The 26591-nt window shown below is 65.1% G+C and carries 25 protein-coding genes and 2 pseudogenes; 21 read left to right on the top strand and 6 right to left on the bottom strand.

Annotated elements, in window-relative coordinates:
- Positions 1–32: 32 nt before the first annotated feature.
- The 20 genes and pseudogenes from miaB (at position 33) to JJT62_RS10300 (ending at position 18765) form a co-directional block, all read left to right on the top strand.
- Positions 33–1508 (top strand): tRNA (N6-isopentenyl adenosine(37)-C2)-methylthiotransferase MiaB, encoded by a 1476-nt coding sequence (gene miaB, locus JJT62_RS10400; protein ID WP_202072684.1) that lies wholly within the window; start codon positions 33–35, stop codon positions 1506–1508.
- The gene (locus tag JJT62_RS10395) at positions 1505–2539 is read left to right on the top strand and encodes a PhoH family protein (protein WP_202072683.1); all 1035 of its coding nucleotides are present in this window, start codon (positions 1505–1507) and stop codon (positions 2537–2539) included. The genes miaB and JJT62_RS10395 overlap by 4 nt, the downstream gene beginning before the upstream one ends.
- Positions 2536–3063, top strand: coding sequence for an rRNA maturation RNase YbeY (gene ybeY / locus JJT62_RS10390; RefSeq protein WP_202072682.1), 528 nt, complete (start codon positions 2536–2538; stop codon positions 3061–3063). The genes JJT62_RS10395 and ybeY overlap by 4 nt, the downstream gene beginning before the upstream one ends.
- Complete coding sequence (locus tag JJT62_RS10385) at positions 3047–3976, top strand: hemolysin family protein (RefSeq protein WP_202072681.1); 930 nt, start codon at positions 3047–3049, stop codon at positions 3974–3976. Before ybeY ends, JJT62_RS10385 begins: the two co-directional genes overlap by 17 nt.
- Positions 3977–4359: 383 nt before the next feature.
- Positions 4360–5994, top strand: coding sequence for an apolipoprotein N-acyltransferase (gene lnt, locus JJT62_RS10380; protein WP_202072680.1), 1635 nt, complete (start codon positions 4360–4362; stop codon positions 5992–5994).
- A 200-nt stretch (positions 5995–6194) separates the two neighbouring features.
- Entirely contained in the window at positions 6195–6611 is a 417-nt protein-coding gene (locus JJT62_RS10375; RefSeq protein WP_202072679.1) for a helix-turn-helix domain-containing protein, read from the top strand.
- A 142-nt stretch (positions 6612–6753) separates the two neighbouring features.
- Positions 6754–7944 carry a methionine adenosyltransferase gene (gene metK / locus JJT62_RS10370; protein ID WP_202072678.1) on the top strand — a complete coding sequence of 397 codons (1191 nt, stop codon included), beginning with the start codon at positions 6754–6756 and terminating at the stop codon, positions 7942–7944.
- Between the two features lie 91 nt (positions 7945–8035).
- Positions 8036–8278: a hypothetical protein gene (locus JJT62_RS10365; RefSeq protein ID WP_202072844.1), complete on the top strand. Its 243-nt coding sequence runs from the start codon at positions 8036–8038 to the stop codon at positions 8276–8278.
- A 102-nt stretch (positions 8279–8380) separates the two neighbouring features.
- On the top strand, positions 8381–9055 hold the full coding sequence (trmB, locus tag JJT62_RS10360) for a tRNA (guanosine(46)-N7)-methyltransferase TrmB (protein WP_202072677.1): 675 nt from the start codon (positions 8381–8383) through the stop codon (positions 9053–9055).
- Between the two features lie 23 nt (positions 9056–9078).
- Entirely contained in the window at positions 9079–9972 is an 894-nt protein-coding gene (trxA, locus tag JJT62_RS10355) for a thioredoxin (RefSeq protein WP_202072676.1), read from the top strand.
- 39 nt (positions 9973–10011) lie between these two features.
- The gene (locus JJT62_RS10350; RefSeq protein ID WP_202072675.1) at positions 10012–10680 is read left to right on the top strand and encodes an LON peptidase substrate-binding domain-containing protein; all 669 of its coding nucleotides are present in this window, start codon (positions 10012–10014) and stop codon (positions 10678–10680) included.
- A gap of 31 nt (positions 10681–10711) precedes the next feature.
- Complete coding sequence (locus JJT62_RS10345; protein ID WP_202072674.1) at positions 10712–10939, top strand: Trm112 family protein; 228 nt, start codon at positions 10712–10714, stop codon at positions 10937–10939.
- A 15-nt stretch (positions 10940–10954) separates the two neighbouring features.
- Positions 10955–11818: an acyl-CoA thioesterase II gene (locus tag JJT62_RS10340; RefSeq protein ID WP_202072673.1), complete on the top strand. Its 864-nt coding sequence runs from the start codon at positions 10955–10957 to the stop codon at positions 11816–11818.
- Between the two features lie 306 nt (positions 11819–12124).
- A complete protein-coding gene (locus JJT62_RS10335; RefSeq protein WP_202072672.1) occupies positions 12125–12463 on the top strand; it encodes a P-II family nitrogen regulator in 339 nt (112 codons plus the stop codon).
- 34 nt (positions 12464–12497) lie between these two features.
- Entirely contained in the window at positions 12498–13970 is a 1473-nt protein-coding gene (locus JJT62_RS10330; RefSeq protein WP_202072671.1) for an ammonium transporter, read from the top strand.
- Positions 13971–14310: 340 nt separating this feature from the next.
- On the top strand, positions 14311–15804 hold the full coding sequence (locus JJT62_RS10325) for a bifunctional UDP-sugar hydrolase/5'-nucleotidase (protein WP_246744819.1): 1494 nt from the start codon (positions 14311–14313) through the stop codon (positions 15802–15804).
- A gap of 131 nt (positions 15805–15935) precedes the next feature.
- Positions 15936–16930 (top strand): annotated as a pseudogene (gene trbG, locus JJT62_RS10315) (P-type conjugative transfer protein TrbG).
- Positions 16927–18141 (top strand): TrbI/VirB10 family protein, encoded by a 1215-nt coding sequence (locus tag JJT62_RS10310; RefSeq protein WP_202072669.1) that lies wholly within the window; start codon positions 16927–16929, stop codon positions 18139–18141. Before trbG ends, JJT62_RS10310 begins: the two are co-directional and overlap by 4 nt.
- Positions 18138–18347, top strand: a complete 210-nt coding sequence (locus JJT62_RS10305) for a DUF2274 domain-containing protein (RefSeq protein ID WP_202072668.1) — start codon at positions 18138–18140, stop codon at positions 18345–18347. Before JJT62_RS10310 ends, JJT62_RS10305 begins: the two co-directional genes overlap by 4 nt.
- A gap of 133 nt (positions 18348–18480) precedes the next feature.
- On the top strand, positions 18481–18765 hold the full coding sequence (locus tag JJT62_RS10300; protein ID WP_202072667.1) for an AlpA family transcriptional regulator: 285 nt from the start codon (positions 18481–18483) through the stop codon (positions 18763–18765).
- Here the strand turns inward: JJT62_RS10300 and JJT62_RS10295 are convergent.
- The 4 genes and pseudogenes from JJT62_RS10295 to JJT62_RS10280 all read right to left on the bottom strand — a co-directional run bounded on the left by JJT62_RS10295 (position 18731) and on the right by JJT62_RS10280 (position 23804).
- A pseudogene (locus tag JJT62_RS10295) lies at positions 18731–19989 on the bottom strand (tyrosine-type recombinase/integrase). The gene JJT62_RS10300 and the pseudogene JJT62_RS10295 sit on opposite strands and share 35 nt — an antisense overlap.
- A 290-nt stretch (positions 19990–20279) precedes the next feature.
- Complete coding sequence (guaA, locus tag JJT62_RS10290; RefSeq protein WP_202072666.1) at positions 20280–21884, bottom strand: glutamine-hydrolyzing GMP synthase; 1605 nt, start codon at positions 21882–21884, stop codon at positions 20280–20282.
- A gap of 65 nt (positions 21885–21949) precedes the next feature.
- On the bottom strand, positions 21950–22375 hold the full coding sequence (locus tag JJT62_RS10285; RefSeq protein WP_202072665.1) for an endonuclease domain-containing protein: 426 nt from the start codon (positions 22373–22375) through the stop codon (positions 21950–21952).
- A gap of 139 nt (positions 22376–22514) precedes the next feature.
- A complete protein-coding gene (locus tag JJT62_RS10280) occupies positions 22515–23804 on the bottom strand; it encodes an RsmB/NOP family class I SAM-dependent RNA methyltransferase (protein ID WP_202072664.1) in 1290 nt (429 codons plus the stop codon).
- A gap of 194 nt (positions 23805–23998) precedes the next feature.
- On the opposite strand from JJT62_RS10280, the gene JJT62_RS10275 reads away from it, so the two are divergent.
- A complete protein-coding gene (locus tag JJT62_RS10275) occupies positions 23999–24160 on the top strand; it encodes a hypothetical protein (protein ID WP_202072663.1) in 162 nt (53 codons plus the stop codon).
- Here the strand turns inward: JJT62_RS10275 and JJT62_RS10270 are convergent.
- Together JJT62_RS10270 and JJT62_RS10265 are read right to left on the bottom strand one after the other, a co-directional pair.
- On the bottom strand, positions 24157–25149 hold the full coding sequence (locus JJT62_RS10270; RefSeq protein WP_202072662.1) for a fructose-bisphosphatase class II family protein: 993 nt from the start codon (positions 25147–25149) through the stop codon (positions 24157–24159). The two genes, JJT62_RS10275 and JJT62_RS10270, sit on opposite strands and share 4 nt — an antisense overlap.
- 20 nt (positions 25150–25169) lie before the next feature.
- Positions 25170–26468: a homoserine dehydrogenase gene (locus JJT62_RS10265; protein ID WP_202072661.1), complete on the bottom strand. Its 1299-nt coding sequence runs from the start codon at positions 26466–26468 to the stop codon at positions 25170–25172.
- Between the last annotated feature and the right edge of the window lie 123 nt (positions 26469–26591).

Here is a 26591-nt window from a genome sequence, read left to right as displayed (position 1 = left end):
TCGAGTCGGCGCGCCCTGGAAAAACGCCTATAATGGGGCTAGCCGAGAGTCGCACGATCTCTCTCCAAGGAGCAGACAAGATTTCCACCCGGGTTCAGAACGCGTCCGAGCTGCCGTCGCCCGCGCCCGAGTCGGCGCCTTCGGAGGGCGGCAAGGTTCTGGTCAAGTCCTACGGCTGCCAGATGAACGTCTATGACGCGACGCGCATGGCGGATTTGCTTGGCCGCGAGGGCTACGCCGAGACCGCGGACGAAGCCGAAGCCGATCTCGTCATCCTCAATACCTGCCATATCCGCGAGAAAGCGGCCGAGAAAATCTACTCCGAGCTCGGCAAGCTCGCCCTCGAAAAGCGCGAACGCGAGGCCTCCGGACGCGAGATGAAGATCGTCGTCGCCGGCTGCGTGGCGCAGGCCGAGGGCGAGGAGGTCTTGAGGCGCCAGCGCGCGGTCGATCTTGTCGTCGGCCCGCAGAGCTACCACCGCCTGCCCGATCTGTTGAAACAGGCAAAGGGCGGCCAACGCCTCACCGACACCGAATTCGCCGTCGAAGATAAATTCGACGCCCTGCCCCAGCCGAGCCGCGCGCAAATCCGCGCCCGCGGCGTCTCCGCCTTCGTCACGGTGCAGGAGGGTTGCGATAAATTCTGTTCCTTCTGCGTGGTTCCCTACACGCGCGGCGCGGAAGTCTCCCGGCCCGTGGCCGACATCGTCGCCGAGACCAGACGCCTCGTCGACGCCGGGGTGCGCGAGATCACGCTCATCGGGCAGAACGTCAACGCCTATTGCGGCGTGGATGAAAAGGGCGTCGAGTGGAGCCTCGCCAGCCTGCTGGGGCGCCTTGCAGAAATGCAGGGGATAAAGCGCCTGCGCTACACCACCAGTCATCCTGTCGACATGGCGCAGGATTTGATTGACGCGCATGAGGCGATTCCAAAGCTTATGCCCTTTGTCCATCTGCCCGTGCAGTCGGGCTCGGACCGCGTGCTCAAAGCCATGAACCGCAAGCATACGGTTGCCGACTATCTCGACATCATCGCCCGTCTGCGCAGGGCGCGGCCGGATGTGGCAATGTCGTCCGATTTCATCGTCGGCTTCCCGGGCGAGACGGACGAAGATTTCGAAGCCACTATGGCGCTCGTGCGGGAAGCCGGCTTCGCATCGAGCTTCTCCTTCAAATACTCCCCCCGCCCCGGCACGCCCGGCGCGGAACGCGCGGACCAAATCGATGAAGAGGTCAAGCGCGCGCGTCTCGCCGCGCTTCAGGCGCTGCTCGAAGAACAGCGTCAGGCGTTCAACGCAGCGACGGTCGGCAAAACGATCGACGTGCTGTTCGAAAAACCGGGCCGCCACGAGGGTCAAATCGGTGGCAAAAGTCCCTATATGCAAGCTGTGCATGTCAGCGGCCCCGCTGACATGATCGGCGAAGTGGGCCGAGTCGCAATCGTCGCGGCGGGCTCAAATTCGCTGGCGGGCAGACTTGTGAGCGCGGGCGAGGAGGCGAAGGCTTGACAACGATTGGCGATGTGCGGCTTCGCCGGGACGAACCGGCCGAGCCCGATGCGGAAATCACGCTGGCCTTCGAAAACAATAAATATGCCTCCCTCGTCTTTGGCCATTACGACCAGAATCTCGCCAAGATCGAGCGCCGGCTGAAAATTGCCTCTTTCGCCAACGGCAATCACGTCACGCTCAAGGGCAAGGCGGAAGCCTGCGAACATGCGCGACGCGTCCTCGAGGCGCTCTACGAGCGCATCGCCAAGGGACAGACCATTGCGCTCGGCGACGTCGACGGCGCGATCGAAGAAACGGCGCGTCAGCGCAACCTCTTCCCTGACGCGGAGCCGGCGCGCGGCGCTTTCGAGCAGCTCATCACCCGCAAACGCGGTCTGGTGCGCGCCCGCAACGCGGCGCAGGACCAATATTTGCGCGCCATGAAGCGCTACGAGCTGGTCTTCGGCGAAGGCCCGGCGGGCACCGGCAAAACCTGGCTCGCGGTCGGCCACGCCGTGCAGCTCATGGAGCAAGGCGCGGTCGAGCGGCTCATCCTCTCGCGACCGGCGGTCGAAGCCGGCGAGCGGCTGGGGTTCCTCCCCGGCGACATGCGCGAGAAGGTCGATCCTTATCTGCGCCCGATCTACGACGCGCTGCACGACTTCATGGATTCGCGCATGGTCGAGCGCGGCATGCAGACCGGCATCATCGAGGTGGCGCCGCTCGCCTTCATGCGCGGCCGCACGCTGGCGCGCGCCTGCATCCTCCTCGACGAGGCGCAGAACGCGACCTCCATGCAGATGAAAATGTTCCTCACCCGCCTCGGCGAGGGCTCGCGCATGATCGTCACGGGCGATCCGTCGCAGACCGACCTGCCGCCCGGCCAAGTCTCCGGATTGTCGGAGGCGATTTCTCTGCTCTCTGATATCGACAGCGTCGGCCGCGTGCGCTTCTCCGAAGGCGACGTGGTGCGCCACGATCTCGTGCGCCAGATCGTGGGCGCCTATGACCGCGCCGCCCGCGCCAAAAACAAGCCGCGAGACATATGAATATAGAGATCGACGTCAACGTCTCCGCCGACGCATGGGAGGGCTTCGACGGTCTCGATACGCTCACCCGCGACTGCGTCGGGGCGAGCCTCTCCGAGAGCGGCGCGCGACTGGTCGAGGGCTGTGAAATCAGCGTCACATTTTGCGACGATGCTGAGATCCACGAGCTCAACGCCGAGTGGCGCGGCAAGGACAAGCCGACCAACGTGCTCTCCTTCCCGACGCCGGGGCCCCTCTCCGCACGTCCGCTCCTCGGCGACATTGTGATCGCCTTCGAAACCGTGGCGCGGGAGGCCGAGGAGCAGGAAAAAACATTGCGTGAACATACGGCCCATATGGTCATCCATGGATTTCTGCATCTGATCGGTTATGATCACGAGACTGCCGCCGAGGCCGACGAAATGGAGAGCCTCGAAAGACGGATCGCGTCGCGGTTGGGCTTGCGCGACCCCTACGCCGGCGAGGCGGCCGGCGAAGAGGATGAAGCGGGCGAACTGAACGAAGGTCATGTCGATACGATCTGAAAATGGCGAAGAGCCTTTAAGTCGCAGGCACGAGACGCGGCTGACGCTCTTGGACCGCCTGCGCGGATTGCTGGGCCTTTCGCCAGCCTCCGTCCGCGAGGACATCGAGGACGCGCTGGAGGAGACCGCCGGCGACGTCACGCCGCACGAGCGCGCGCTGCTGAAAAATGTGCTGGGCCTGCACGATCTGCGCGTCGAGGACGCCATGATCCCGCGCGCCGACATTGTCGCCCTCTCGCAGGATTCGACGCTGCGTGAGGCGCTGCATATTTTCCGCGACGCGGGCCATTCGCGCCTGCCTGTTTATATCGAGACGCTCGACGATCCACGCGGCATGATCCACATCCGCGACTTCGTGAATTACTTTGCGGTTTGCGCCGAGAAACACGCAAGCGCCGATGGCGCGGCGACGCCCAAGGTCGACTTCGACACGCCGCTGTCTCGGGCCAATCTGCTCAAGCCCGTGCTGTTCGTGCCCCGCTCCATGCCAGCGCTCGATCTGCTCGTTCGCATGCAGGCCTCGCACACCCATCTCGCTTTGGTCATCGACGAATATGGCGGGACGGACGGTCTCGTCACCATCGAAGACATTATGGAAATGATCGTCGGCGACATCGAGGACGAGCACGACGTCGCCGAGCCCCCGGAGATCGAGGAGCTCGACAATGGCGATTTCCTCGTCGACGCCCGCGCCGATCTCGACGAGGTCACCGATCGCCTCGGAGTCGATTTCCGCCTGGAGGATACGCCTGCGGAAGTGACGACCATCGGCGGACTTGTCGCCTGGCTCGCGGGGCGCGTGCCCATGCGCGGCGAGGTCATCGCGACGCCCGTCGAAACTCACGAATTCGAGATTGTGGAGGCTTACCCGCGCAGAGTCGGAAAGCTCCGGGTGCGCGCGCGCCATCCATAAGAACAGATGGACCGCGCGCCTTCAGGCGCGCAGTATCATACGAGATCCGCTTGATTGGTTCACGCCGTCATTGCGAGGAGGCGGAGCCGACGAAGCAATCCAGGGCCGCATCGCTGCCCTGGATTGCTTCGCTCGCGCGCAACGACGGGCTCTGGGCAAACCAGCGCCTTTACTGCTCTGGATTCCGGTCGGGCTTTCAGCCCGGGGGGAATGACAAATGGCAATGCGGGCTGTTTAAACGGAAATGGCGCCAGTGCGCGCCTGAAGGCGAGCGGTCCGTTTCTGGCGTCAGCCAATAAAATCAATCGCCCGGCGTCTCGGCCTTTGCCTTGCCTCGAAAGCCGCTAGAGTCGAACCGACGATTCGCGGGAGACTCCAAACCGATGGCGCAAATTGCTGATTTGATGAGCGCTCGGGCTGGGTTGTCGTCTCTCCCGCAGCGCATCATTCTCGCCGACGGCTGGACCCGCCGCGCGATCGCCTTCGTCGCGGGCGCCGCCGGCGCGCTGGCTCTGCCGCCCTTCGATTTCGCGCCCGCCATGGCGATTCCGCTGACGACCGCCGTGTGGCTGATCGACGGCGCCGCCGCGCAAGGCGGGCGCTTCGGCTTCGCGCCGATCCGGACCGCCGCGGCGGCGGGATGGTGGCTCGGCTTCGGCTATTTCCTCGCGAGCCTCTGGTGGCTCGGCGCGGCCATGCTGGTCGAGGCCGACCAATTCGCCTGGGCGATCCCGCTTGCCGTCATCGGCTTGCCGGCGGCGCTCGCCTTCTTCCCGGCTTTCGGCTTCGCGCTGTCGCGTCTCTTATGGTCGTCGGGAAGCCTGAGGATTTTCGCGCTCGCCGCAGGGCTGGGCGCATCCGAGTGGCTGCGCGGGCATATTCTGACGGGCTTTCCCTGGAACGACGTCGGCATGGCGCTCGCGCAGGCCGGACCGATCGGACAGGCGGCCGCGCTCGTCGGGCTCAACGGCCTCGACCTCTTCGCGATTGTGATCTTCGCGGCGCCGGCCACCATCGTCGATCGGCGCCCCGGCGAACGCTTTCTCTCCAACGCCGCCGCCTGGTCGGCCGCTCTCCTGCTGTTCGCGCTCTCGGCCTATGGCGCGTTAAGGCTCGCAAGAAGCGAGACGGAATATGTCGAGGGGGTCAAGCTGCGGCTCATGCAGCCCAATCTGCCGCAGGACGCCAAATTCCGCCCCGAGAACGGACAGGACATCCTGAGACATTATCTCGGGCTTTCCGACCGCGCGACCGGCCCCGAGCGCACGGGCGTTTCCGACGTCACCCATCTCATCTGGCCGGAGTCGGCCTTCCCCTACATTCTGTCGCGCGAGCCGCAGGCGCTCGCAGCCATCGCCCACGCCCTGCAGGGCAAGGTGCTGATCACGGGCGCGGCGCGCATCGAGAGCGACGGCGGCGGCAAACGCGGGAAGATTTTCAATTCCATCGAAGTCTTGCAGGGCGGCCGGATACTCGCTTTCTACGACAAGATGCATCTGGTCCCCTTTGGCGAATATTTGCCGCTCGAAGCATTGCTGCGGCCGCTCGGCGTCTCGCATCTGGTTCCAGGCACATGGGACCAGGGACAGGGCCCGCGCACGCTCGCGGCGCCTGGCCTGCCGCCGATGGCGCCGCTTGTCTGCTACGAGGCGGTCTTCCCAGGCGAGGCGACGGCCAGAGACAAGGAGGGCAAACGCCCGCAATTGCTTCTCAACGTCACCAATGACGGCTGGTTCGGCAAGACGCCCGGGCCTTATCAACATTTCGCCCAAGCCCGCCTGCGCGCCATAGAGGAAGGGCTTCCTCTGGTTCGCGTCGCCAACACCGGCATTTCGGCGATCGTCGACCCGTACGGCCGGACCGTCGATTCGCTCCCGCTGGGCGAAGAAGGGCTGATTGACGGAGGTCTGCCGAAGGCGATAGCCGAGCCGTTGTTTGCGCGGCATGGGACGATCGTCTTCCCGTTACTATGGGCGCTCGTGCTGGCCGCCGCTATGACCGGACGCTGGCGGCGTTAAAAGGGCGTTTTTGCTCCCCTGTTGTCATTTAGAATAGTTTGCTTACAAATATTCGTCCGCCCGGATGTTGCACTTGGCGCGCGGGAAGGACTGACGAAAACGCGTCAGAAAATGAATTATTTGTTCGGATTCGGCACCCAATCGATCGCCTGTTTGCAATTGATCGCCGTTCGGCTAAAACGCGGCAGGAGGTCGTTGAAGTGAAGAAGACGCCAGATCCCATCGACCGTCACGTCGGCAGCCGGGTGCGCATGCAACGGATCCTGATGAAGATGAGTCAGGAAAAGCTGGGCGAAGCCTTGGGCCTAACCTTTCAGCAGGTCCAAAAATACGAGAAGGGATTAAATCGTATCGGCGCAAGCCGGTTACAACAAATTTCCAAAACCCTCAATGTTCCCCCCTCGTTTTTTTTCGAAGGCGCGCCCACACTCGGGGCAGCCGAGGGGAATGGCGGTTTCGCCGAATCCTCCTCCCAATATGTCGTCGACTTCCTGTCCACCGCCGAGGGGCTGCACCTCAATCGGGCTTTCGCCCGAATCAAGGATCCCAAAATCCGCAAGCGGGTGCTCGATCTTGTGGCGACGCTCGCCGATAGCAACAGCGCGGACGAAGGCTGAGCGCTCCGGCGAGTTCTCTATATCGAACGATTTCCGCTTACTTGGCTTGACCTAACGAACGCAGACTGGCAGACCAAGGCCAGACCGTCGGATCATTTCGCGTCGAGGGATCGGGCGCTGGCGGCCATTGGGAGATTCTGAAGTGACCCGGAAGAATTATCTTTTCACCAGCGAGTCCGTTTCCGAAGGCCACCCGGACAAAGTCTGCGACCGCATCTCCGACGAAATCGTCGATGAATTTTTTCGGGAAGGCCCCAAGGCGGGCATCGACCCTTACGCCATTCGCGTCGCCGCCGAGACGCTCGCCACCACGAACCGCGTCGTGATCGCCGGCGAAGTGCGCGGCCCGCATATTCCCTTCGATCGGATCATCGAAATCGCCCGCAACGCCATCCGCACGATCGGCTACGAACAGCACGGTTTTCATTGGAACACCGCGAAGGTCGAAGTCCTGCTGCACGAGCAATCCGTCGACATCGCCCAGGGCGTCGACGCCAGCGGCAATAAGGACGAAGGCGCGGGCGACCAGGGCATCATGTTCGGCTACGCCGTGCGCGAGACGCCCGATCTGATGCCGGCGCCGCTCTATTATTCGCACAAGATCCTCGAGAAGCTGGCGCATGCGCGTCACAGCGGCAAGGAGAAGGGCCTCGGCCCCGACGCCAAGAGCCAGGTGACCGTGCGCTATGTCGACGGCAAGCCGGTCGAGGCGACGCAGATCGTGCTCTCGCATCAGCATGTCGACGAGAGCCTCTCGCCCGCCGACGTTCGCGCTTTGGCCGAGCCGTATATCCGCGAGGCGCTGCCTCAGGGCTGGATCACCGACAACACCGTCTGGCACGTCAATCCGACCGGCAAGTTCTTCATCGGCGGCCCGGATGGCGACGCCGGCCTCACCGGCCGCAAGATCATCGTGGACACTTACGGCGGCGCGGCCCCGCATGGCGGCGGCGCCTTCTCGGGCAAGGATCCGACGAAGGTCGACCGTTCGGCTGCTTACGCGGCGCGCTATCTCGCCAAGAACATCGTCGCCGCCGGCCTTGCCGACCGCTGCACGCTGCAGCTCGCCTACGCCATCGGCGTCGCCGAGCCGCTGTCGATCTATGTCGACCTGCATGGCACGGGCAATGTCGCGGAGGACAAGCTGGAGGCGGTTCTGCCGCAGATCATGCGCCTGACCCCGCGCGGCATTCGCGAGCATCTCCAGCTCAACCGTCCGATCTACGCCCGCACCTCCTCCTACGGCCATTTCGGCCGCGCGCCGGAGACCGACGGCGGCTTCTCCTGGGAGAAAACGGACCTCGTGGATGCGTTGAAGTCGCATTTCGCCTGACCGGAAACGAGGGGCCTTTCGCATCGGCGAGAGGCCCTTTCTCCATCGGAGAAGAATTGCTTGCTTTGAACCTTGGACCTATTCTTTGTCTATGAGCGCTTTCACGATCGACACTCTGGCTGTCGCACAGCTTTTGCGAAAACGCGGCTTCACCGAGGAGCAAGCCACAGGCGTGGTCGAAGCGTTACGCGAGATAGACGCTTCTCAGCTCGTGACAAAAAGCGATCTCAAAGAAGCGATCGCCGATCTCAAGGTCGACATCGTCAGATGGCTCATCGTCACGCAGATCGCGCTCGCAGGGTTCCTTTTCGCCGCGATGAAGTTCGCAAAATAGACGCGGCTCCGCCGCTTTTTTTCGATAGATCCTAGCGTCCCCAGCTCTCGCGCCTTCTTCCGGGCTCTTCCCTTCCGCGCCTGTCGCGGCTATCTCGGCGCCATGAACGAGCACCCGCCACACCGTCGCCTCTACGGCCGCTCCAAGGGCAAGGCCCTGCGCCAGCATCAATCGGAGCTCATCGCTGATCTCCTGCCAAAGCTCGCGCTCGACCTCTCCGCCGCCCTCCCCCTGCGGCCCGGCCGCGACACCCGGCTCGAAATCGGCTTCGGCGGCGGCGAGCATCTCATCGAGGCCGCCGCGCGCGAACCCGAGGTGGATTTCTTCGGCTGCGAGCCTTTCATCAACGGCATGGCGAAGCTGCTCGCCGGCATAGAGGCGCGCGGCTTGACCAATGTCCGCCTCTATCGGGGCGACGCCGCCGAGGTGCTCGACCGGTTGCCCGACGCGAGCCTTTCCCGCGTCTATCTCTTCTATCCCGACCCCTGGCCGAAACGCCGCCATCGCAAGCGCCGCTTCGTCTCGCCCGAGAATCTCGCCCGGCTGGCCCGCGTCATGCAACCGGGGGCCGAGCTGCGCTTTGCGACCGACATCGACGATTACGCGGCCTGGACGCTGGCGCGTCTGCGCGTCTGCGACGCTTTCCGCTGGCAGGCGGAAACGGCGCAGGATTGGCGGGCGCCTTGGGAGGGCTGGACGCAAACCAAATATGAGGCGAAAGCGATGGCGGCGGGACGCCGTCCGGTCTATCTGACCTTCGTCAGACAGGCGGAATAAGAAGAGCGAGAGGGGAGCGGCGCATGGTGGAGTTCGCAAACAAGGCGGCGGAAGCGACGGGGCCGATCGAGACGACGGTAGCGCGTTTTCGCATGGACGTCCTCGAAGCTTCCTTGCGCAAGGTCGTTCTCGTGGACTTTTGGGCGCCCTGGTGCGGCCCTTGCAAGCAGCTCGCGCCCGTCCTCGAGCGGCTCGTCGCCGCGACGGGCGGCAAGGTCCAGCTCGTCAAAATGAACATCGACGCCGAACCCGAAATCGCCGATCAGCTCGGCATCAAGTCGATCCCCGCCGTCGTCGCCTTCCAGCGCGGTCGCCCGGTGGACGGCTTCGCCGGCGCCCTGCCTGAAAGCCAGATCAAGGGGTTCCTCGAGCGGCTGGTCGGGCCGATCGAGGACGCGGCGGACGCGATGGAAGCCGTTCAGGAGCTGATCGAGGCGGGCGACGTCGCCTCGGCCCACGCGCTGCTCTCCGAGCTCACCAGCCAGGAGCCTGTCAATCCGAAGGCCTTCGCTTTGCTATCGCGGCTTTATGTTGCGGCCGGGCAGTTGGACGAGGCGCGCGCGGTGCTGGAGCGTTTGCCGGAATCCGCCCGCAAGGATTCGGACGTCGCCGCCGCCGCCGCCGCGATCGAAAACGCGATCGCCGCGCAGGATCTGGGCGAGACTGACGACCTCAAGAGCCGCATCAACTTCGATCCCAACGATCTTCAGGCCTATTTCGACCTCGCTCTCGCGCTCAACGCCAAAGACCGGCGTGAAGAAGCGGCCAATGCGCTTCTTGAAATCATCCGGCGCGACCGTAGTTGGAACGACGATGGGGCCAGGAAGCAGCTCGTCCAGTTCTTCGAAGCCTGGGGACCGATGGACAAAGCGGCCGTCGCCGCGCGCCGCCGACTCTCGACCCTGCTTTATTCTTAAATAGGAGAGGCGGTAACCCAAATCCGCCGCGCATCCGCCATGAGCATCAACAGCCCCTATTCGGACATCGCCCAACTACCGGGAAGCCTTCCTGTTTTTCCGTTGACGGGCGCTGTGTTGCTGCCGCGTGGAGAGCTGCCGCTCAATATTTTCGAGCCGCGTTATGTGGCCATGGTGGACGCGGCGATCGCGAGCAATCGTCTGATCGGCATGATCCAGCCTCTCCCGGGAGGCGACGGCGCCACCGTGACGCCGCGCCTTTTCCAGGTTGGCTGCGCCGGACGTCTGACCCGTTTCTCCGAGACGGGGGATGGGCGCTATCTCGTCACCCTCTCCGGCATCTCGCGCTTTCGTCTCGGCGACGAGCTGCCGTCCACGACCCCCTACCGCCAATTCCACGTGAGCTATGACGGCTTCGAGGCCGATCTTCTGCCCGGGGCCGGCGAAAGCGCCGTGGATCGCGAGGCCATGGTGGGGATGTTGCGTAATTTCGCCGATTATTCGAAACTCGAGATCGACTGGGCGAGCATAGACGCCGCGCCCACCGAAACGCTGGTCAACGCGCTGGCGATGATGTCCCCGTTCGGCGCCAATGAGAAACAGGCGCTCATCGAGGCCATCGACCTCAAGACCCGGGCGGAAACGCTCGTCACCCTCGCGAAGCTCGACATGGCGCTTGGCGACGGCGAAGGACAACAATGGCACTGAGCGCAGTCGCTCGAACACGGGAAAACGCGAGATGAGCGAGAACATCGAGGCCGGCGCCGAGAGCCAGGAAACCAGCGCGCCCGAGGCGACGAAAGTCGATCCGCGCCTTTTGGAGATTCTCGTCTGCCCGCTGACGAAGACGACGCTCGAATATGACCGCACGCGCCAGGAGCTGATTTCCCGCTCGGCGCGACTCGCCTATCCGATCCGCGACGGCATACCGATCATGCTCCCTGAGGAGGCGCGGCCGATCGACTGAGGCGGCGCATCCGCGATGGATGACGCGCCCGCCCGCGAAATCGTCACGCTCCTCGATCTGGAGACGCTGGGAGAAGACCGCTTTCGGGGGCATAGTCCGGCCTCCGCGGGCAGACACCTCTATGGCGGACAGGTCGTGGCGCAGTCGCTCGTCGCCGCGACGCGAACCGTCGAGCCTGACCGCCCGGTGCATTCGCTGCACGCCTATTTCATCCTGGCGGGCGATCCGCAGATTCCCATCGACTTTGCCGTCGACCGCATCCGCGACGGCAAGAGCTTCGCCACGCGCCGCTGCGTCGCGACGCAGCGCGGGCGGCCGATTTTTTCGCTCGCCGCCTCCTATCAGCGCCGCGAGGAAGGGTTTTCGCACGCGCTCGCCATGCCGCAGACGCCGGCCCCCGAGAGCCTGGAGCCCATTCACGATCTCGTCGACCGATTCCGCGCCTTTCTGCCGCAACCGGCGGCGAATTGGATGGCGCGCGCCTGTGCGCTCGACATGCGCATCGTCGCTCCGGAAACGCTCGTTGCGCCCAACGCCGCCGGCCAAAAGATCTGGTTCCGGGTGCAAAGCCCGCTTCCCGACGACGAGGCGATCCACACGGCGGTCCTCGCCTATCTCTCCGATATGACGCTGCTCAACACGGCGCTCGTCGTGCATGGCCGCAATATTTTCGATCCGAAGATCCAGGTCGCGAGCCTCGATCATGCGCTGTGGTTTCACGAGCCGCCGCGCGTCGACGACTGGCTGCTCTATGTCCAGGAGAGCCCTGCGGCCTCGCATGCGCGCGGCCTGACCTTCGGCCGCATTTATGCGCGCGACGGCCGGCTGCTCGCATCCGCGGCACAGGAAGGCCTCATCCGCCTGCGCACCAATATTTAGGCGCCTGCTTATTTCTCAGGCGCCTGTCGCATTTGCCCTTCTATCCGGCTCTTCGCCCGCAGTTCCCGCAAACTCCAAGCTTTTCCGTTGGCGCAAGCGATCGAGGCCGGCGTCGCGGCCCAGGCGAGAGTCGCGCCTATTTCATACAAAACCCCGTGATTTCAAGGATAGCGCTCGCTGGCACGGCTTTTGATAGCAATGGCGGCGGGCGCGCCAGCGCTCTCTCCAAACGACCGCGCCGCTGCGGCGTTCCGCTTAGAGTGAGCGGCGCCCGTCCAAGGGGTCGATAACAAACAGGATTGGCAGATGAAAATCGTGACAGCGATCATCAAGCCGTTCAAGCTCGATGAGGTCCGGGACGCGCTGACGAATATCGGCGTGCACGGCCTCACCGTGACGGAAGTCAAGGGCTATGGACGGCAGAAGGGGCACACGGAAATCTATCGCGGGGCCGAATACGCCATCAGTTTCTTGCCGAAGCTCAAGGTCGAGGTCGCCGTCCCCGCAAACCTCGTCGAAAAGGTCGTCGACGCGATCACCTCCACGGCGCGCACCGGCCAGATCGGCGACGGCAAAATCTTCGTCAGCCCGCTCGAACGCGCCATCCGCATCCGCACCGGCGAGTCCGACGCCGACGCGCTCTGATCGCCATCCTCCCGAAAACCAGGAGCTTTTCTACATGAAACTTCCTTCGTCTCGGAGCGCGTTCGCGGCTTCGACCCTCGCGGGAGCGGCGCTCGTTGCGACGGCGGGATCGGCCTTCGCTGGCAATGATCCCACGCCCAACCCCGGCGACACCGCCTGGATGCTGACCTCCTCGCTGCTCGTGCTGATGATGTCGATCCCGGGCCTCGCTTTGTTCTACGGCGGCCTCGTGCGCACGAAGAACATGGCGGCCGTGCTCTCGCAGACCTTCGCGATCGTGTCGCTCGTCGGCGTGATCTGGGCGGTCTATGGCTATTCCTTCGCCTTCGGCGACGGCGGCTCGCTCAACCATTATGTCGGCGGCTTCAACAAGCTCTTCCTGAAGGGCGTGACCGGCGCCGCCAATGCGCCGACCTTCACCCCCGGCCATGTCATTCCGGAATTCGCCTTCTTCGTCTTCCAGATGACCTTCGCCATGATCACCCCGGCCCTCATCATCGGCGCCTTCGCCGAGCGCATGAAGTTCTCGGCGGTGCTGCTCTTCACGGCGCTGTGGGTCACCTTCATCTACTTCCCGGTCGCGCATTGGGTGTGGGGCGTCGCCGATCCGAACGCTCTGGTCGACGCCGCGACGCAGCTCGCCGCCGCGCCCGACGAAGCCGCCAAGGCGGCCGCTCAGGCGAAGATCGACGAGATCGCCGGCAATGTGGGCTGGCTCGCCGGCAAGGGCGCGCTGGACTTTGCGGGCGGCACGGTCGTCCACATCAACGCGGGCATCGCGGGCCTTGTCGGCGCCATCATCGTGGGCAAGCGCATCGGCTATGGCAAGGAGGCGCTCGCGCCGCATTCGCTGACGCTGTCGATGGTCGGCGCCTCGCTGCTGTGGGTCGGTTGGTTCGGCTTCAACGCCGGCTCCAACCTCGAAGCCAATGGCACGACGGCTCTCGCCTTCGTCAACACCATGGTTGCGACCGCCGCCGCGGCGCTGTCGTGGATGATCGTGGAGTGGCTGATCAAGGGCAAGCCCTCGCTGCTCGGCCTCATCACCGGCGCGGTCGCCGGCCTCGTCGCGGTGACGCCGGCCTCCGGCTTCGCCGGCCCGATGGGCTCGATCGTCCTCGGCCTCGCCGTCTCCCCGATCTGCCTCTTCTTCGTCGATGTAATCAAGAAGAAGGTCGGCTATGACGACGCGCTCGACGTCTTCGGCGTCCACTGCATCGGCGGCATCACCGGCGCTCTGGCGACTGGCCTGCTGGTCAACCCCGACTTCGGCGGCGTCGGCATCACCGACTACACCAATCTCGAGAGCTACGCCGGCACGTATGACATGGTGGCCCAGATGAAGGCGCAGGGCACGGCGGTCGTCGCGACGCTGCTCTTCTCGGGCATCGGCTCCGCGATCCTCTACAAGGTCGTCGACCTCGTGGTCGGACTGCGTCCGGCGCCCGATCAGGAGCGCGAGGGCCTGGACATCACGGATCACGGCGAACGCGCTTACAATTACTGACGATTGCTGATCTGTCCCCAAGCAAAAGTTGGAGCGGCGCCCACGGGCGCCGTTTCTTTTTATCGCTCTCACACGGGTTCCGCTTGATTGGTTCGGTGTTGATCCCGACGATCGTGCGATCGGATTTAACGCCGTCATTGCGAGGAGGCGGAGCCGACGCAGCAATCCAGCGTCGCATCGCTGCCCTGGATTGCTTCGCTTCGCTCGCAATGACGGCTCTGAGCAAAACCAGCGCTCTAGCGGCGCTGGATTCCCGATCGAGCCTTCCGCGAGCTATCAAACGGAAATGGTATCAGGCGCGTATTGCCCGTGTCATTGGAAGCGCGCAAACATGCGGGGCATGAAGATTCGTCACGCTCTCCCCTTTGCCCTTTTCCTCGCCGCCTGTCCGGCGCAAGCCGCCGAACGCACGATCAACGCCACGCTCCTCGTTTTCAGCGACATTTACGAAATGGCGGAGACGAACGGGCGCGGCGGCTTTGCGCGCGTCGCCGGCGTTGTTAGCGCCGAGCGCGCGAAGACCAAGAACGTCCTCGTCGCGCTTGCGGGCGACACCATCTCGCCCTCGCTGATGTCGAGCCTCGACAAGGGCGCGCATATCATCGACCTCATCAATCGCACGAAGATCGACGTCTTCACGCCGGGCAATCACGAGTTCGATTTCGGCGAGGACGTGTTTCGCAAGCGCATGTCGGAATTGCAGGCCGTGCGCCTCGCCGCCAATCTGCGCGACGCCGCCGGCAAGCCCCTGCCCGGCTTTGCGGATAGCAGAATCTTCGACATCGACGGCATGAAAATCGGCGTCTTCGGCCTGACCGAGGATGAATCCGCCAAGCGCTCCAACACCGGGTCGCTGCAAATCTCGCCGGCCATAGACGCCGCGCAGCAACAGGCGCAGCGGCTGCGCGATCAAGGCGCCGATCTTGTCGTCGCCGTCACTCATTCTGAGTGGCGGGACGATTTGCGCCTCGCCAAGACGGGCGCGATCGACATTGTGCTCTCCGGCCACGACCATAATCTCTTTGTCGCTTATGACGGCCGCGCGGCGATTGCCGAAACGCAGGCGGATGGCGCGCAAATCGTCGCGGTCGATCTGACGATCTCGGCGTCCGACGCCGGCGCTCGCAAGGTGCGCTGGACGCCGAAGTTCCGCATCATCGACACCGCCGACGCCACGCCGGACCCGGCCGTCGCCGCCCGCGTCGCCGAATATCGCGCGAGCATGGACAAAGATCTCGATCAGATCATCGGCGCCACGCAGACCGAGCTCGATGCGCGGAAATCGTCCGTGCGCAGCCAGGAGACGGCGATCGGCGACTTCATCGCCGACGCCATGCGCGCCAGGACCGGCGCGGACGTCGCGCTGATCAATGGCGGCGGCATTCGCAGCGATACGGTCGTTTCGCCCGGAACGAAGCTCGCGCGCAAAATGGTCGTGGCGGCGCTTCCCTTCAACAATAAGCTCATCACGCTGGAACTGCGCGGCGCCGATCTGCGCGCGGCGCTCGAAAGCGGCCTCTGGAAGCTCGGCAAGGACGCGGGCCGCTTCCCGCAACTGTCGGGCGCCCGCATCGTCGCGCGGCGCGACGCTGTCCCCGGATCGCGCATTGCCACGGTCGACATCGGCGGCGCGCCGCTCGACGACGCGCGCCTCTATAAGGTCGCGACCAACAACTATCTCGCCGCCGGCAAGGACGGCTATGAGGCCTTTACGCGCGGCAAGCCGCTCGTCACCGAAGACGAGGCGCCGCTGCTGTCGACGGTGGTGATGGAGGCGATCGAGAAGGCGGGGACGATTGCGCCTGTGGTGGATGGGCGTCTGATCATCAAGTAATATTATTGCCGTTTGACCGCTCGCATGGGGGCTTGTCATTCCCGGCGGGCTGAAAGCCCGACCGAGCACCTGCGCAAGAACCCGCTCGGCCTTTTCATTCACGCCATCAATTGGTCGAAGGAGCTTGGCCAATGACTCAATTGCCGCTTCTGGCTTTCACGAGCTTGCTTCTCTCGTGGTCTCTGCTTGCTGCCTGTTCGAGCTTCAAGCCGCCGGAGATCGCCTATGACGATCTGCCGATTCCGGCGAACTTGCAGAGCGATCCGCCCGGCCCGGTGAAGATCGTCGAAGTCCCGAAAGTTCTGCCCCTCCCCGGACAGCTCAAATCCCTCCCGCGGGGCAAGGGCGAGCGACCCGAGCCGATCGACCCGAAAGCGCGGATCGAACAGGCCAACGCCGCCGCGCGCGTGGAGCCGCGCCGCGCCGGCTATATCACGCCGTCCAGATCTATCCCTTCACCGAGGGCGCGCTCTATCAGGTCTACGCCGCCCCCGGTGAGATCACCGACATCGCTTTGCAGGACGGCGAGCAGCTCGTCGGCTCCGGCCCCGTCGCCGCCGGCGACACGGTGCGCTGGATCATCGGTGACGCGGAGAGCGGCGCGGGCGCCGCCCGCAAGACCCACATCATGGTGAAGCCGACGCGCGCCGACCTGATGACCAATCTCGTCATCAACACCGACAGGCGCACCTATCATCTGGAGCTGCGCTCGACCGAGAAGACCTATATGGCCTCAGTTTCATGGCAATATCCGCAGGACGAACTCATCGCGCTGCGCCGTCAGAACGCCGCCGCGGAGGCCGCCGCGCCGGTCGACGTCGGCCTCGATCTCGCACGGCTCAATTTCCGCTACGCGATCGAGGGCGACGCTGCACCCTGGCGGCCGCTGCGCGCCTTCGACGACGGCCGCAAAGTCTACATCGAATTCCCGCGCGGCGTCTCTCAGGGCGAGATGCCCCCGCTCTTCGTCACCGGCGCCTCGGGCGACAGCCAGCTCGTCAATTACCGGGTGCGCGGCAATCACATGATCGTCGATCGCCTCTTCGCCGCCGCCGAACTGCGCTTCGGCTCCGACGACCAGAAGATCGTCCGCATCGTGCGCAGCGAAGGAAAGTCCGCCATATGAGCGCGCCGGAGCACGAGAAGAAGCTTGCAGAGGAGCTGCGCCTTCACCCGGAGCGACCGCCGGTGACCCGCCTTTCGCGCCGCGTTTTGATCGCGCTCGCGGGCGTCTCTTCCGTTGCCCTTCTCGGCATGACCATCTGGGCCTTGCAGGGACGCTCGCGCTCCGGCCCTGCGCCGGAGCTCATCAACACGGACGCGAAGACGACGCCCGACGGCCTTGCGTCCTTGCCGCGCGACTATGCGGGCCTCCCGAAGAACGTCCCGAAGCTGGGCCCGCCGCTCCCGGGCGATCTCGGCCGACCGATCCTCGCCGCCCAAGGGCAATTGCCGCCGACCGGCGCCGATCCCGAGCAACAGCGCATCGGTCAGGAGCGCGAGGCGGCGCGGACCGCGAAGCTCTTTGCGACGACGAACGTGCGAGAACGGCCGTCGAGCAATGCCGAGGGGGCTCAAAGAATAACGGGCGGTCCGATCGTCGAAACATCGACGCAGCGAACCGAGCCCGCGCCGATCGATCCCGGCGACGTCCAGAACATGCAGGATCGCAAGCTCGCTTTCGTCAACGCGCCTGCCGATCGCCGCACGGTCAGCCCCGATCGCCTCGCCGCGCCCGCTTCGCTCTATGTCCTGCAGGCGGGCGCCGTCATTCCCGCCGCGCTCCTCACCGGCATCCGCTCCGACCTTCCCGGAGAGATCACGGCGCAAGTCACTGAAAACGTCTATGACAGCCCCACCGGGCGCTCTCTCGTCATCCCGCAAGGCTCGAAACTCATCGGCGTCTACGACTCCCAGATCGCCTTCGGGCAATCCCGCGTGTTGCTCGTCTGGAGCCGTCTCATTCACCCCGACGGGCGCTCCATCGTCCTCGAACGCCAACCCGGCGCCGACGCCGCCGGCTATTCGGGCCTCGAAGACGGCGTCGATTATCATTGGCTCCGCCTCGCCGGCGCCGCCGCGCTCTCGACGATCCTCGGCGTCGGGACGCAGCTCGGGACAACAGGGACCGAAAACGCCCTTATCCAGGCGCTGCGCCGCGGCGGCGCGCAAAGCCTCAATCAGACCGGCCAGCAGATCGTCGGGCGCAATCTCAACATCCAGCCGACGCTGACCATTCGGCCAGGGTTTCCGGTGAGGGTGATCGTCACCCGCGATCTCGTCCTCGCGCCTTATCAGGCGCCCGGCGACATCCTCGCGACGGGAGGCGATCGATGACCAAGTTGAAACTCTCAGCTGTCGAAGACGAGAAACCCGTCAAGATCACCGTCATGCTGTCGGCGGCGCTGCATCGGAATTTGGTCGCCTATGCCGAAATCCTCGCGCGTGAGTCAGGTAAAGCGATCGAACCGGAAAAGCTCATCACGCCAATGCTGGAGAAATTCATGTCGAGTGATCGAGCCTTCAAGAAGGCTCGCCGATAACAGGTGGATCCAGATCTCGCCCCGCCGATTTCTACGCCAGAGCCCGAAATTGCCGCACGCCATTTCGAAGGGACTTCCGGCATCGACTCCTATCGTTCTCAATCGCGGGCAGCAGCTAAGAAGGAGATCGAGCATGAGCCGGATCGAGACTTTGGAGATCAGGAAGACCATCCGACGGCGCGAACTACGTGAGATGGTCCCGCTGGCAGACAGTACGATTTATGAGATGGAGCAGCGAGGAGAGTTTCCTCGGCGCTTCGCGCTGTCGCCGCGCTGTATCGTCTGGGATCTCGCCGAGGTTCACGCTTGGTTGTTGGCGCGGCGCGCAACTCCGATCCGTCGAGCGCAGCATCCCGACGTCTCCAAGCGCAAATCCCGGCCTGTCAAAGCGCGGGATCGAGCGCAACAAGGGGCATAGAGGGAGGCAGGAGCGTCGGAACGTGTTTCCGGCCCTCCACCCAGGCATCCACGATATCAGCCCATTCCTGCATCATGTGCCGACACTGAACCTCGTACTCGGCCTTGTTGTAGACGCCGCGCGATGAGCGCCCGTCCTCGTGCGCTAGGCACTTTTCGATCCAGTCGCGGTTGAAGCCCAGCTCGTTGAGTAGCGTCGACCCCGTGCGCCGCAAATCGTGGACCGTGAACGGCTCCAGCGGCAGCCCCTCCTTCTTGGCCTGTTCGACGACAGCGTAGGTGACACGGTTAAAGGTAGCGCGCGACATGGGCGCGTCCGCATCGTACCGGGAGGGCAGCAGGTACCGTGAGTTGCCGGCGCAGGTCTTGAGCGCGATCATGATGTCCAGCGTCTGCCGGCACAGGTAGACGTTGTGCGGCTTCGATCGCTTCATGCGCTCCTTCGGGATCGTCCAGACGGCGTTGTCAAAATCCACCTCGTCCCACACCGCATCCTGCAGCTCGCTCTTCCGAACCATGGTCAGCAGGTAGAGCTCTTTATGCCGAGGCGGATTGTTGGCAACGTCGCCACGTGCTCGAGCTGCTTGAGCATGATGCGGATCTCGGTCGGCGAGAGCGCGCGGTCCTTGGGCGTGAAGGTGGCGATCGAGGCCGGACCGACGTCGTCGGCCGGGTTTGCGACCTTCTCGCCGTGGAGAATGGCGAAGCCGTAGATCTGCTTCAGGATATCGCGCACATGAATCGCCGTCGCCGGTGCTCCTCGTTCCACGATCTTGGCGCAGTGGGCGCGCAGGTCATCGGGCGTAATCTCGGTGAGCAAACGGTTCCGCCAGACCGGCATCAACTCACGCTCGAAGATCGAGCGGCGCATCGCGCGCGTGCTGTCGGCCATCGGCGCGTTGACCAGCCACTTCTCGCCGAACTCGCCGAAGCTCTTGGCTTCCTTGATCCGGCGCTTTTCCCGCTGCTTCTCGATGGCGGGGGACCGCCCCTCGGCGATCGCCCGGCGCGCGTCTAGGCATAGTTCGCGAGCCCGGGCGAGCGAGATCCCGTCTCGGGCGTACTTGCCGAGATAGACGGTCTCCCGCCTTCCGTTCAGCCGGTAGTCGAGCCTGAAGGAGATGGCACCCGACGGCGCGACGCGCACCTACATGCCGTCGCGATCCGTCACCTTGTACATTTTCTCTCTAGGTTTCAGAGCCTTGAGTGCTGCATCCGTCAACATCCTGAGCCCTCGCGAAAAGTACCGTCACGCGGTTTTGGCAGGCCCTTGGCGTAAAAGATGCTTTCTTTTCAGCATATTATGCAGAAAAAAGTACCGTCACGAGCCGCATTCGCCGTGACGGTACTTTCGATTTTCCGGTTGATCAATGGGGGCGAGGTCCGTCAGCGGGGCCGCCAGACGCAATCCATGCCCACCGATAGCTCCCGAAAGGTATCGGGATGATTATTTATTTTTTCAGGTGGTTATGTCGCACTTTGGCGTAGTTTCGGATACCCTCGGATGGGCAAAAATTATTCCCACTCGATCGTCCCCGGCGGCTTCGACGTCACATCGTAAACCACCCTATTCACCCCCTTCACCTCATTGATGATTCGCGTCGCGGCGCGGCCCAAAAACGCCATGTCGAAGGGGAAGAAATCCGCCGTCATGCCGTCGCTCGACGTCACGGCGCGTAGCGCCAGCACGTAGTCATAAGTGCGGCCGTCGCCCATCACGCCGACGCTGCGCACGGGGAGCAGCGCCGCGAAGGCCTGCCAAATCTGATCGTACAAACCCGCCTTGCGGATTTCGTCGAGATAGACGGCGTCGGCCTTGCGTAGAATATCGAGCTTCTCGCGCGTGATGAGACCGGGGCAGCGGATCGCGAGGCCCGGACCGGGGAAGGGGTGGCGGCCCACGAAAGCTTCCGGCAGGCCAAGCTCGCGGCCGAGCGCGCGCACCTCATCCTTGAAGAGCTCGCGCAGCGGCTCGACCAGCGCCATATTCATGCGCTCCGGCAGACCGCCGACATTGTGGTGGGATTTGATCGTCACCGACGGGCCGCCGGTGAAGGAGACGCTCTCGATCACATCCGGGTAGAGCGTGCCCTGCGCCAGGAATTGCGGCGCGCCGCGGCCGTCCTGCGCGATCTTCTTGGCCTCCGCCTCGAAGGTCTCGATGAACAGCCGGCCGATGGTCTTGCGCTTCACTTCCGGGTCGTCGACGCCTTCCAGCGCGCCCAGGAACAGTTCCTCGGCCTCAACATGGTGCAGCGGGATGTTGTAATGGTCGCGGAAGAGGCTGACGACCTCCTCCGCCTCGCCGAGCCGCAGAAGGCCGTGGTCGACGAAGACGCAGGTGAGCCGGTCGCCGATCGCCTCGTGAATGAGCACCGCCGCCACGGCGCTGTCGACGCCGCCGGAAAGGCCGCAGAGCACGCGGCCGTCGCCGACCTGCTTGCGGATTGCGGCGATGGCCTCGCCGCGGAAGGCGGCCATGGTCCAATCGGACCGAAGCCCCGCGACCTTATGCACGAAATTGGCAAGAAGCTTCGCGCCGTCCGGCGTATGCACGACCTCCGGGTGGAACTGCAGGCCGTAATAGCGGCGCGCCTCATTGGCGATCGCCGCCATGGGAGCGTTCTCGGAAGCGGCGATGACGCTGAAGCCCTCGGGCAGCCTGGTCACGCGGTCGCCATGGCTCATCCAAACGGTGGCGGAGGCGCCCTTCTCCCAGACGCCGTCGAGAAGCGCGCTCTGCGCCAAAGCGGTGATTTCAGCGCGGCCGAATTCGCGATGATGGCCGCCTTCGACGTGGCCGCCGAGCTGCACGGCCATCGCCTGCTCGCCATAGCAAATGCCGAGCACGGGAACGCCCGAGTCGAAGATCGCCTGCGGGGCGCGTGGCGAGCCGTCGTCCGTCACCGAGCAGGGGCCGCCGGAGAGGATCACCGCCTTGGGGCGGATGTCGGCGAAGGCGCGCTCGGCGTTCTGGAAGGGCGCGATCTCGCAATAGACCCCCGCCTCGCGCACGCGCCGCGCAATGAGCTGCGTGACCTGCGAGCCGAAGTCGACAATGAGCACCTTGTCGTGGCGGTCGGCGATATCGTGGTGGAAGGTCTCGGTGGCGGTGGTCATGGGTTCTCTTACCAAGGCCCCCTCCCTGTCCCTCCCCCACTTCGTGGGAGAGGGGACGTTCACGATCAGCCGTCGTGATGAAGGCCAGTATCTGCTCCCTCTCCCGCGCAAGCGGGGGAGGGTTGGGGAGGGGGCAAATTCTCCTCAGCGCGCCGGTAGATCGTCTCCAGCACGCCCTCGAACTCTGCGTAAACCTCCGCATTGGTCACGCGCAAGACAGAAAAGCCGTTATTCGCAAACCAGACGTCGCGGAGGCTGTCGCGGCGAAGCTCGGCGTCGGTGGAATGGGTGGCGCCGTCGATCTCTATGACGAGTTTCGCGGCGTGACAGAGGAAGTCCGCGATATAGGGGCCGCAAGGGACTTGGCGGCGGAAGTGCAAGCCCTGGAAGCGATGGCCGCGCAAGGCGCGCCAGAGCTTGCGTTCGGCGTCAGTCATCTCGCGGCGGAGTTTGCGGGCGAAGGCGATTTTCGGGGTTCTCGGTTTCCGCACGGCCCCCTCCCTGTCCCTCCCCCGCTCCGTGGGAGAGGGGACGCTCACGACCAGCTTGGGCGTTAGCCTAATCCTAGAGCAGCGACAGCCTAGCTCCCTCTCCCGCGAAGCGGGGGAGGGCTGGGGAGGGGGTAAACCGCTAACCCCGCCGCATCACACAGACATAAAACCCATCGTTCCCGCTCGTCGCCGGCGAGAAGCGCAATCCCGCCCCGTGAGGCGAAGCAAAGCGGGCAAGCTCTGGCAGCCCTGCCGCTTCAGCCGCAGTCGCCCCTGAAAGCGCCGCAAACTCGGAATGCCCCGCCAAAAACGCCGCCACCTGCTCCTCATTCTCGTCCCGCAGCAGCGAGCAGGTCACATAAGCGAGCCGCCCCCCGAGCTTCACAAAACGCACGGCCTGCTCCAGCAGCGCCGCCTGCTCCTTCAGCCGCAGCTCCAGCGCGCCGGGGGCGAGGCGCCATTTGGCGTCGGGGTGGCGTCGCCAGGTGCCGGTCCCCGTGCAGGGCGCGTCGATCAGCACGAGGTCGCAGCGCCCCTCGAGATCGGCGAGCACGTCGGCCTGCCCCTTCGGCTGGCGCACCTGGATGTTGCGCGCCCCCGCCCGCTCCAGCCGCTCGTGGATCGGCATGAGCCGGCGGCCGTCTGCGTCATAGGCGTAGAGCTGCCCCTTGTTGTGCATCTGCCCGGCGAGCGCCAGCGCCTTGCCGCCGCCGCCGGCGCAAAGGTCGAGAACCTGCTCGCCCGGCGCCGCCGCGCAAAGGAGCGAGGCGAGCTGCGAGGCTTCGTCCTGCGGCTCGACGAAACCCTTCACATAAGCGGTCTCGGCGGAAAGCGCCGGCCCCCTGCCCTGCCCCGCGTCGATGCGCAGGCCGATGGGCGACAGTGGCGTGGGCTGCGGACTCAAATGGGAGAGCTTCGCCAGCGCCTGCTCACGCGAGCCCTTGAGAATATTGACGCGCAGGTCGACCGGCGCGCGGGCGGCGAGCGCCGCGCCCTCTTCAGCCGCCCGGTCGCCGAAGGCGGCGGCGAAGCGCTCGGCGAGCCATTCGGGGTAATCCCCGCGCACATGGTCGGGCGCGCCGTCGAGAGTCGCCGTCTCCAGCCGCGCGCGCTCGTCGTCGGTAAGCGGGGGCGGCGCGTGGCGTTCGCCCGTGCAGAGCGCCGCGATCGCCGCGGCGTCCATGCCGCGCGCCTCACGCATCGCGCCGAGCATGCGCGCGCGGGGCGTTTCGGCGCCCATGATCCAGGCGGCGGAGGCGGCTCTGCGGAGCGCGTCGAAGACGAGGCTCGCAATCGCCGCGCGATCCTTCGAGCCGGCGAAGCGGTGCGACGCGCCCCAATCCTTCAACGCCTCGGCGGCGGGGCGGCGGCGCTGCGCGAGCTCATCGAGAATCTCGATCGCGGCGGAAACATGGGCGGCTGGGGTCATGGTGGAGGTTCGGCTTCCCGGGGATGAAGAAAATGGCGGCGCTTTCGAGATAGGGCTTACTCGCCATGGGCGCCCGTCCTCCCACGCACGGCGGCCGATTGCAATGCGGCAAGACGCGAGCGTCACAATTCGGACGTTATGGCCAAGTTGATTTCGCTGCGGCGCAACATGCGCCTGTCATCGGGTTTGCAATCATGAAATCGCAACTGAACCGCGCCTTGCCGCTTCTGGCTTCGCTTCTTGCTTTGTCGCTCGCCGCCTGCGCCACGCAGCCGCCCCCGCCGCCGGATATTCCGCCGCCGCCCAAGCGCAAGCTCGACGCCAAGACGCAGCTCGAAACGGGCCGGACCTATTAAAGGTTCAAAAGGGCGCCCGGCCGCCGCCGGGCCCCGATCCGCCGGACGGTGCCGGTCGCCGAGCGGTACACGAGCGTCTCAGTCTCAATTCCGCTTTTGTCTAAAACGACCCCGCGGACCAACCGACCATCCGTGACGCCGGTGACGCAGACCACGACGTCGCCGGTCACCATATCCGCCACCCCATATTTCTTGCGCAGGTCCGCGAGCCCGTGGCGTAGCGCGCAGGCGCGTTGCTCCGCTGTCTCGAGCACCAAGCGTCCCTGCATCTGGCCGCCGGCGCAACGCAGCGCCGCCGCCGCCAGCACGCCCTGCGGCGCGCCGCCGGAGCCGAGATACATGTCGACGCCCGTCTCTTCCGGGTTGGTGACGAAAATGACCCCCGCCACGTCGCCGTCGGTGATCAGCCGCACGCAGGCGCCGGCTTTGCGGCACTTAGACACGATCTGGGCGTGGCGCGGCCGATCGAGCACGCAGACGGTGATCTCGCCCGTGGTCACGCCCTTGGCCTCGGCTAAGGCGCGGACATTCTCCGCCGGGTCGCGGTCGAGATCGACGACGCCTTCCGCGTAGCCGGGGCCGATGGCGATCTTGTCCATATAGCAGTCGGGCGCATGCAGCAGCGCGCCGGAGGACGCAGCGGCGGCGATCGAAATCGCGCCCGCTTGATCCTTGGCGCAGAGGGTCGCCCCTTCGAGGGGCGCCACGGCGAGCTCCACGCGCATGCCTGCGGCGGCGCCGATCTCCAGACCGACATGGAGCCCGGCGGAATCGCCGCTTTCCTCTTCGCCGATAACGACGCGGCCCCGCACTGGCAGGCGGGCCAGCTCCTCGCGCATTGCCGCGGCGGCAGCGCGGTCGGCGGCCATTTCATCGCCACGGCCACGCCAGCGCGCAGCCGCGACGGCGGCGCGTTCAGTGGCGCGCGCCAGCTCGATGGTCAGCAGACGCTCCACCGACGCGGGGTCCAATCTGGAGGATTGCGACATTTGCGCTCTCCGCGCCTTAGCTATTCCCGCTCGATGCGGATGACTTGAGCGCGCGACACGATGGTCCCGTCCTGGAAGATCAGGTCCAGCGCCTCGCGCACCAGATGCTCGCTCGTCGCATGGGTGATGAGGATGACATCGACGCAGGCGCCGGGCGCGCCGCGGCTGCCGCGCTGCATGATGCTGTCGAGCGAAATCTGCCGTTCGGCCATGCGCGTCGCGATCTTGGCGAAGGCGCCGGCGACGTCCTTCACCGACATGCGGATATAGTAGCCGCCCTCGTGCCGGCGCATCGGCGTGCGTTTCAGCTCGGTGAGCTGACTCGACGGCAGGCCAAAGGGCGCCGAGCGCACGCCCTTGGCGATGTCGGCGATGTCGGCCACGACGGCTGACGCCGTGGCGTCGCCGCCGGCGCCGGGGCCGACAAGGGTCAGCTCATGCACGGCGTCGGCGTCGATGGTGACGGCGTTGAGCACGCCCATCACCTGGGCGATCGCGCTGTTCTTGCTCACCATGGTCGGATGCACGCGCTGCTCGATGCCCTCCGCCGTGCGCTGGGCGACGCCCAGAAGCTTGATGCGGAAGCCGAGCTCATCCGCCGCCTCTATGTCGGCGAGCGTGACGCGCTCGATACCCTCGATGTCGATCGACTGCGCCGAAATGCGCGTCCCGAAGGCGAGCGAGGTGAGGATGGCGAGCTTATGCGCGGTGTCGAAGCCGCCGATGTCGAAAGTCGGGTCCGCCTCGGCGTAACCGAGCCTTTGCGCCTCGCTCAGGCACGCCTCGAAGGAAAGCTGCTCGCGCTCCATGCGCGATAATATGTAATTGCAGGTGCCGTTGAGAATGCCATAGACGCGCTCGATCGAATTGCCGGCGAGCCCCTCGCGCAGCGTCTTGACGATCGGAATGCCGCCGGCGACCGAGGCCTCGAAGGAGAGCGCGACGCGTTTCTCCTCGGCGAGCTGGGTCAGATGCAGGCCATGGGCTGCGAGCAGCGCCTTATTGGCGGTGACAACCGGCTTGCCATGGGCGAGCCCGCTCTCGACGCTGGCCCGCGCCGGGCCTTCCGAGCCACCGATCAGCTCGACGAAAAGGTCGATCGTCTCCGAGGTTGCGAGCTTGACGGGATCGTGGAAAAATTCCGCCCCGGAGAAATCGGCGTCGCGCTTCTTGCCGGCGTCGCGCGCCGAGACGCCCGTGACAATGATGCGGCGGCCGGTGCGGGCCGTCAGCGCCTGCTCCTGCCGCTGGAGAAGCCGCGCAACCGCCGCGCCGACGGTTCCGAGCCCCGCGATGCCGACGCGCAAAATCTCCGACATTTCGACCCTTCCGGGAGTAGCTGAGCCGCCCGGAAAGACCGGGCTAGAAGCCAAGCGTTGTGCACGATTCCGAAGAGGCGATCAAGGAAGCGCCGCAAAAAGGGCGCGCGAGCGCCCTAGCTT

Origin of the sequence: Methylocystis sp. Sn-Cys (assembly GCF_016745395.1) — a bacterium.
GTDB classification, from domain to species: Bacteria; Pseudomonadota; Alphaproteobacteria; order Rhizobiales; family Beijerinckiaceae; genus Methylocystis; species Methylocystis iwaonis.
This window is presented reverse-complemented; position numbering and strand designations above follow the sequence as displayed.

What these genes read in the sequence shown, in the direction of transcription:
- miaB (WP_202072684.1), top strand. Translation starts at nt 33, where the DNA reads ATGGGGCTAGCCGAGAGTCGCACGATCTCTCTCCAAGGAGCAGACAAG.
- ybeY (WP_202072682.1), top strand. Translation starts at nt 2,536, where the DNA reads ATGAATATAGAGATCGACGTCAACGTCTCCGCCGACGCATGGGAGGGC.
- JJT62_RS10385 (WP_202072681.1), top strand. Translation starts at nt 3,047, where the DNA reads ATGTCGATACGATCTGAAAATGGCGAAGAGCCTTTAAGTCGCAGGCAC.
- lnt (WP_202072680.1), top strand. Translation starts at nt 4,360, where the DNA reads ATGGCGCAAATTGCTGATTTGATGAGCGCTCGGGCTGGGTTGTCGTCT.
- JJT62_RS10365 (WP_202072844.1), top strand. Translation starts at nt 8,036, where the DNA reads ATGAGCGCTTTCACGATCGACACTCTGGCTGTCGCACAGCTTTTGCGA.
- trmB (WP_202072677.1), top strand. Translation starts at nt 8,381, where the DNA reads ATGAACGAGCACCCGCCACACCGTCGCCTCTACGGCCGCTCCAAGGGC.
- trxA (WP_202072676.1), top strand. Translation starts at nt 9,079, where the DNA reads ATGGTGGAGTTCGCAAACAAGGCGGCGGAAGCGACGGGGCCGATCGAG.
- JJT62_RS10350 (WP_202072675.1), top strand. Translation starts at nt 10,012, where the DNA reads ATGAGCATCAACAGCCCCTATTCGGACATCGCCCAACTACCGGGAAGC.
- JJT62_RS10345 (WP_202072674.1), top strand. Translation starts at nt 10,712, where the DNA reads ATGAGCGAGAACATCGAGGCCGGCGCCGAGAGCCAGGAAACCAGCGCG.
- JJT62_RS10340 (WP_202072673.1), top strand. Translation starts at nt 10,955, where the DNA reads ATGGATGACGCGCCCGCCCGCGAAATCGTCACGCTCCTCGATCTGGAG.
- JJT62_RS10335 (WP_202072672.1), top strand. Translation starts at nt 12,125, where the DNA reads ATGAAAATCGTGACAGCGATCATCAAGCCGTTCAAGCTCGATGAGGTC.
- JJT62_RS10330 (WP_202072671.1), top strand. Translation starts at nt 12,498, where the DNA reads ATGAAACTTCCTTCGTCTCGGAGCGCGTTCGCGGCTTCGACCCTCGCG.
- JJT62_RS10325 (WP_246744819.1), top strand. Translation starts at nt 14,311, where the DNA reads ATGAAGATTCGTCACGCTCTCCCCTTTGCCCTTTTCCTCGCCGCCTGT.
- JJT62_RS10310 (WP_202072669.1), top strand. Translation starts at nt 16,927, where the DNA reads ATGAGCGCGCCGGAGCACGAGAAGAAGCTTGCAGAGGAGCTGCGCCTT.
- JJT62_RS10305 (WP_202072668.1), top strand. Translation starts at nt 18,138, where the DNA reads ATGACCAAGTTGAAACTCTCAGCTGTCGAAGACGAGAAACCCGTCAAG.
- JJT62_RS10300 (WP_202072667.1), top strand. Translation starts at nt 18,481, where the DNA reads ATGAGCCGGATCGAGACTTTGGAGATCAGGAAGACCATCCGACGGCGC.
- guaA (WP_202072666.1), bottom strand. Translation starts at nt 21,884, where the DNA reads ATGACCACCGCCACCGAGACCTTCCACCACGATATCGCCGACCGCCAC.
- JJT62_RS10280 (WP_202072664.1), bottom strand. Translation starts at nt 23,804, where the DNA reads ATGACCCCAGCCGCCCATGTTTCCGCCGCGATCGAGATTCTCGATGAG.
- JJT62_RS10275 (WP_202072663.1), top strand. Translation starts at nt 23,999, where the DNA reads ATGAAATCGCAACTGAACCGCGCCTTGCCGCTTCTGGCTTCGCTTCTT.
- JJT62_RS10270 (WP_202072662.1), bottom strand. Translation starts at nt 25,149, where the DNA reads ATGTCGCAATCCTCCAGATTGGACCCCGCGTCGGTGGAGCGTCTGCTG.
- JJT62_RS10265 (WP_202072661.1), bottom strand. Translation starts at nt 26,468, where the DNA reads ATGTCGGAGATTTTGCGCGTCGGCATCGCGGGGCTCGGAACCGTCGGC.